The 6337-nt window shown below is 73.9% G+C and carries 4 protein-coding genes; all 4 read left to right on the top strand.

Annotated elements, in window-relative coordinates; all coding sequences use genetic code 11:
• The first annotated feature begins 136 nt into the window (after positions 1–136).
• The gene (locus tag AC1HC7_RS18755) at positions 137–931 is read left to right on the top strand and encodes a DUF721 domain-containing protein (protein WP_479497989.1); all 795 of its coding nucleotides are present in this window, start codon (positions 137–139) and stop codon (positions 929–931) included.
• Positions 932–1068: 137 nt separating this feature from the next.
• Entirely contained in the window at positions 1069–1701 is a 633-nt protein-coding gene (locus tag AC1HC7_RS18750) for a DsbA family protein (RefSeq protein WP_479497988.1), read from the top strand.
• A gap of 135 nt (positions 1702–1836) precedes the next feature.
• On the top strand, positions 1837–5298 hold the full coding sequence (gene smc / locus AC1HC7_RS18745; protein WP_479497987.1) for a chromosome segregation protein SMC: 3462 nt from the start codon (positions 1837–1839) through the stop codon (positions 5296–5298).
• A gap of 10 nt (positions 5299–5308) precedes the next feature.
• On the top strand, positions 5309–6202 hold the full coding sequence (locus AC1HC7_RS18740; protein ID WP_479497986.1) for a hypothetical protein: 894 nt from the start codon (positions 5309–5311) through the stop codon (positions 6200–6202).
• Positions 6203–6337 lie beyond the last annotated feature (135 nt).

The following is a 6337-nucleotide window of genomic DNA, read 5'->3' as shown; positions in this document are numbered from 1 at the left end:
CGCGGGGGCGCGGCCCGCGCGGGGCGCGCGGCCCCTGCCGGGCGGGCGCGGTCACGGCGCGGCGCCGCGACCCGGCGAACGGGGTTTTCCCCGGTCTCGGAGAGTCGTAGATTGGCGCGGGCAAGGGGGGACGGTCATGGCGCGGCAGAATGGCGGGAAAGACGGCGAAGGCAAGCCCCGATCCGCCGGGCGCGGCCCGGGCGGGCGCGCCGCGATCACCCCCGGGCGCGGCAAGTCCGGCGTTTCAGGCAAGTCGGGCGTTCCAGGCAAGTCGGGCGCGACGGCGGATGAGGGCGCCGCGCCAAAACCCCGGACCCGCGCCAGTGCGGCGCAGGCCGCGCCGCCGCCGCGCCGCAAGGCCATGGGGTTCCTGCACGCCGCCGCCATGGTCCGCGCGCCGATGCAGAACGCCTTCGGCAAGCGCGGCTTCGCCGAGGCGCGGGTGCTGCTGGACTGGGACGAAATCATGGGCGAATCGCTGTGCGAGACCTGCCGTCCGGTCAAGGTCTCCTTCGCCGGGCGCGGCTTCGGCGCCACGCTGATCGTGCTCGCCAACGGCGCGCGGGCGCCCGAGGTGGAGATGCTCGCCCCGCGCATCGTCGAGCGCGTCAACGCCCATTACGGCTACCGCGCGATATCGCGCGTCCGGGTCACCCAGACCTCGCGCGGGGCGCTCGGGCCGGGGCTGCACGACCCCGCGCAGCCCTTCGCGCACGGCCCCGCGCACGGCCCCGCACACGGCCCCGCGCACGGCGCCGGCGCCCGCCGGCGGCAGCGCGCGGATCGCATCGCCCCGGCCGAAGCCGCCCGCATCGCGCAAGACGTCGCCGAGGTCGAAAGCGACGAACTGCGCGCGGCGCTGGAACGGCTCGGCCGCAATGTCAGCCTGCGCTGCGCCGACGCCCGCGCGGCTTCACGAAAACGCCAGTGAGCCGCGCCGATCCGCGCATGCCATTGCAATCCGCGCCCGCCGCGGGCACATCAGGCGGCGGAGGCGCCGCGGCGCCCCCGCCGCAAGACCATGGAATGACCGCCGCAAGGCGACAGCACATCGCAGAGGACGCGCACATGACCAACCCGACGGATCTCACCCGACGCGCAACGCTGGGCGCCATGATCGGCGGACTCGCGCTGGCCGGCGCCGCGTGGTCCCTGCCCGCCAGGGCCCAGGACGCGCCGGAATTCGTCATGGGCGAACTGACGATGGGCGACCCGGACGCGCCGGTGACGATCATCGAATACGCCTCGCTCACCTGCCCCCATTGCGCGCGCTTCCACGTCAACGCCTTCCAGGACATCAAGCGCGACTACATCGAGACCGGCAAGGCCAAGCTGCTCTATCGCGAGGTGTATTTCGACCGCCTCGGGCTTTACGGCGGGCTGCTGGCGCGCTGCGGCGGCAAGGACAAGTATTTCGGCTTCATCGACCTGCTGCTGCGCCGACAGAAAGACTGGTCCCGCGACAAGGATCTGCTGGGCGCCTTCCAGAAGATCGGCCGCCTCGGCGGGCTGAGCGACGCTCAGGTGGAAACCTGCCTCAACGATCAGGACAAGGCCCGCGCGCTGGTGCAGCAGTATCAGGAATACCGCAACGATCCCCGGCTGACCGGCACGCCGACGCTGATCGTCGAGGGCGCGAAGATCGACAACCCCACCACCGCCAACCTCGCCGCGGCGATCGAGGCCAATCTCGCCAATTGAAGCCGCCTTGCCGGCCCATATCTGGTGTTTCGCACCCGATCCGCCCCGATATGAGGCATCCAATGGCTTGACAGGGCGCGCGCTTGCCCGAAACTCAACGTCCACGGGAATCGACCGGTCTAGTCGGGGGCGCGGGTGCAGTTCAGCAGGCTGAGGCTACAGGGGTTCAAGAGCTTCGTCGATCCGACGGAGCTGGTGATCGCGCCCGGCCTCACCGGCGTGGTCGGCCCCAATGGCTGCGGCAAGTCCAACCTGCTGGAGGCGCTGCGCTGGGTGATGGGCGAGACCAGCGCCAAATCCCTGCGCGGCGACGCCATGGACGACGTGATCTTCGGCGGCGCGTCATCCCGCCCGGCGCGCAACTTCGCCGAGGTGGCGCTTTACATCGACAACGCCCAGCGCCTCGCGCCCGCCGAATTCAACCGCGCCGACATGCTGGAGATCACCCGCCGCATCACCCGCGAGGCGGGATCCGCCTTCAAGGCCAATGGCGACGAGGTGCGCGCCCGCGACGTGCGCATGCTGTTCGCCGACGCCTCCACCGGCGCGCATTCGCCCTCGCTGGTGCGCCAGGGGCAGATCTCCGAACTGATCAACGCCAGGCCCAAGGCGCGGCGCGCCATCCTCGAGGAAGCCGCGGGCATCGGCGGGCTGTATCAGCGCCGCCACGAGGCGGAGCTGAAACTGAAAGGCGCCGAAAACAACCTCGCGCGGGTGTCGGACGTGCTCGACGCGCTGGACCAGCAACTGGGCGCGCTGGCCCGGCAGGCGCGCCAGGCGGCGCGCTATCGCGAGATCGCCGAGGATCTGCGCCGCGCCGAGGGGCTGCTGCTGTATCTGCGCTGGCGCGAGGCGGATCGCGACCGCGCCGCGGCCGACGCGGCGCTGTCGGACGCGGCGCGGGCGGCGGCCCGCGCCCAGGGCGAGGCCGCCGCCCGCGCCGCCGCCCGCATCGAGGCCGAGGCCGCCATGCCGCCGCTGCGCGAGGAGGACTCCATCGCCGCCGCGATCCTGCAGCGCCTGATGATCGAGCGCGACCAGCTCAACGAGCGCGACCGCCAGGCCAGGGCGGAGATCGACCGCCTGCGCGCCCGCGCCCGCCAGCTTGCCGGCGATCTGGATCGCGAGACCGCGCTCGACCGCGACGCGGACGAGATGATGGGCCGTCTGGACTGGGAGGAAACCGCGCTGGCCGAGGCCGATGCGGGCCATGCGCAAGACACCCTCGGCGCCCAGGAGACCGCCCGCGCCGCCGCCGCGGCGCTGGAAAAGCTGGAAACGGCGCTGGATCAGCTGACCGGCGACGCGGCGCGGCTCGCCGCCCGGCATCAGGCGACGCGGCGCCGGCTGGAGGAAACCCGCGCCGCCGACGCCCGCGCCGCCGCCGAAAGCGCCCGCGCCGAGGACGGCGTCGCGGCGCTGTCCGGCGAGATCGCCGCCGCCGAGACCCGGCTCACGGCCGCGGCGCAGGCCGCCGAGGCCGCCCGCGACGCGGCCGCGACGGCGGAAAGGACCCTGCTGGCCGCCGAAACCGCCCGCGCCAACGCCCAGCAGGCGGAGGCCGAGACCCGCGCCGCGCGCGCCGGGGCCGATGGCGAGGCCCGCGCGCTGGCCGCCGAGGCCGGGGCGCTGCAGCGGCTGCTGCGGCGCGACGCGGGCGAGGGCGCGCAAGTGCTCGATCAGGTGCGCGCCGCGCCCGGCTACGAGGCGGCGCTGGGCGCGGCGCTGGGCGATGATCTGCGCGCCCCGGAACTGAACGCCGCGGCCGGCGCCGGCTGGATCGCCCTGCCCGATTACGACGCGCCCCCCGCCGCCTTCCCCGCGGGCGCCGCGCCGCTCGCCCCCCATGTCACCACGCCGCCGGCGCTGGCGCGGCGCATCGCCCGCATCGCCATCGTCGCGCGCGACGCCGGGGACCGCCTGCAGGCGACGCTCGCGCCCGGGCAGCGGCTGGTGAGCGTCGAGGGCGATTTCTGGCGCTGGGACGGCTATCGCGCCGGCGCCGAGGACGCGCCCTCCGCCGCCGCGCTGCGCCTGCAGCAGCAGAACCGCCTCGACGCGCTGCGCGAAACCCTGGAGACCGCCGAGACCGCCGCGCGCGCCGCCCGCGCCGCCCATGAAACCGCGCGCGCCGCGCTGACGCGCGCCGCCGAGGCCGACGCCAACGCCCGCGCCGCCCGCAAGACCGCCGATCAGCGCATGGCCGAAACCGCCCGCGCCCTCAGCCGCGCCGAGGCGGATCTGGACATGCGCCGCGCGCGGCTCGAATCCCTGCTCGCCTCGGTCGCGGCGCGCAGGGACGAAGCCGAAGCCGCCGGCGCAGCGCTTGCCCAGGCGCAGGCGGCGATGGTCGGGCTCGACGATCTCGACGCCGCGCAGGCGGCGCTCGAGCTCGTGAAGACCGAGGTCGCCGAGGCGCGGAGCGCCATGCTCGCCGCCCGCGCCCGGGCCGACGAACTGCGCCGCGAGGGCGAGGCCCGCGCCAGGCGCATGGGCGAGATCGGGAAGGAGCGCGCCGGCTGGACCAACCGCCAGGACAGCGCCAGAACCCGCATCGCCGATCTGCAGACCCGGCTCGAGGACACCGAAACCGAACGCCGCGCCGCCGAGGCCGCGCCCAGCGAACTCGAGGACCGGCGCGCGGACCTGATCGGCGCGATCTCCGCCGCCGAAATGCGCTGCAAGGCCGCCTCGGACGCGCTGGCGCTTGGCGAAACCGCGCGGCGCGACGCCGAGCAGGGCGCGCGCGACGCCGAACGCGCCGCCGGCGACGCCCGTGAAAAACGCGCCCGGCTGGAGGCGGTGGCCCAGGCCGCCGCGACCCGCGTCGCCGACGCCGCCGAGCGCATCGAGACGGATGCGGGCCAGACCCCGGAGACCCTGCTCGCCGATCTTGCCGTCGACCCGGACCGGGCCCCGAGCGCCGAACGCACGGAGCTCGACATCATCAACCTGCGCCGCAGGCGCGACGCGCTGGGCGCGGTCAATCTGCGCGCCGAGGAGGACGCCGCCGAGGTCAGCGCCGAACGCGACGCGCTGGCCGGCGAACAGCAGGATCTGGAGGCTGCGATCGCCAAGCTGCGCACCGGCATCGCCAATCTCAACACCGAGGGCCGCGCCCGGCTGCTGGAGGCCTTCGACGAGGTCAACGAGAATTTCGCCGTCCTGTTCAAGCACCTGTTCGGCGGCGGCGAGGCCGAACTGGTGCTGGTCGAATCCGACGACCCGCTTGACGCCGGGCTGGAAATCATGTGCATGCCCCCGGGCAAGAAACTGTCGACGCTGTCGCTGCTGTCGGGCGGCGAGCAGACCCTGACGGCGCTGTCGCTGATCTTCGCGGTGTTCCTGGCCAACCCGTCGCCGATCTGCGTGCTCGACGAGGTGGACGCGCCGCTCGACGACGCCAACGTGACCCGGTTCTGCGACCTGCTCGACGAAATGACCCGGCGCACCAACACGAGGTTCCTGATCATCACCCATCATTCGGTCACGATGTCGCGCATGGACCGCCTGTTCGGCGTGACCATGGCCGAAAAGGGCGTGAGCCAGCTGGTCTCGGTGGACCTGTCGCGCGCCGAAGAACTGGTCGAAGGGTGAGCCCCCGATCATGACCGGCGTCCCGCTCGAACCGCTGACCGACCTGCGCCTGCATCTCGGCGCCCCCAAGACCGCGACCACCCATGTGCAGCAGAGCCTCGCCGCCCATCGCGACGCGCTGGCGGCGCTGGGGGTCGATTTCATCCCGCTCGAACACCTGCGCCCGCTGCTGCTGCAACTGTCGCTGCGCAACTGGCGCGCGGCCCTGGGCGGGCCGGTGATCCGCCGGGCGGTGCGCCGGGATCTGGCGGCGCTCCGGCGCGGCCCCGGCCGGCTGGTGCTGTCGGAGGAAAACCTGCTCGGCCACATGGGCGACGCGCTGCTGGGCGAACCCTTCACCAGGGCCGGGCGAAAGCTGCGGCTGATGCGTCATGTGGCGGGGCGCGCCAAGCTGTCGGTGTTCGTGACCATCCGCAGCTTTGACACGCTGCTGCCCTCGATCTACGCGCAGGTGCTGCGCCACCAGCCGGCGCCGGATTTCGCGCGGGTGCGCGCACGCATCCACGGCGACCCGCCCAGCTGGGTCGGGGTGATCGAACGGGTGCGCGCGGCGGCGCCGGGCGCCGATCTGCATGTCTGGGTCTATGACGACTACCGCGCCAACAGCCGGGCCATGCTCTCGGATCTGTGCGGCGTCGACATCGGCGATCCCCCCGCGCTGGCGACGCCGCAAAGCACCCGCACCCCCACCGCCGAGGGCGTCGCCGCGGCCGAGGCGCTGGACATGCCCAAGGGCCCCGCGCGCTTCCGGCGGGTGCAGGCGCTCTACGGCGAGGCCATGGCGGCGGGCGGCGCGCCCTTCAACCCGCTCGACGACGCCGAGCGCGCCCGCCTGCGCGCCCGCTTCGACGAAGATCTGGCGCGCATCGAGACCATCGCCCCCGGCGCCCTGCGGCGGTTCTGAGCCGCGCGGCGCGCGACGCGCGGCCCGGCGCGTTGACATGCCCCGCGCCGCGCCACAGATAAGACGCTGACAGCTTCCGCCGGCCGTCGCCGCCGGAACCAGGCAATCACGGGGCCGAGACCGGCGCCGGACAGG

The sequence above is a fragment of the Oceanicella sp. genome, assembly GCF_056449545.1.
Note: the sequence above shows the minus strand (reverse complement) of the source record. Positions and strands in the feature narration are given on the sequence as shown.

Coding starts and splice junctions, on each gene's coding strand:
- AC1HC7_RS18755 (WP_479497989.1), top strand. CDS start 137: ATGGCGCGGCAGAATGGCGGGAAAGACGGCGAAGGCAAGCCCCGATCC.
- AC1HC7_RS18750 (WP_479497988.1), top strand. CDS start 1,069: ATGACCAACCCGACGGATCTCACCCGACGCGCAACGCTGGGCGCCATG.
- AC1HC7_RS18740 (WP_479497986.1), top strand. CDS start 5,309: ATGACCGGCGTCCCGCTCGAACCGCTGACCGACCTGCGCCTGCATCTC.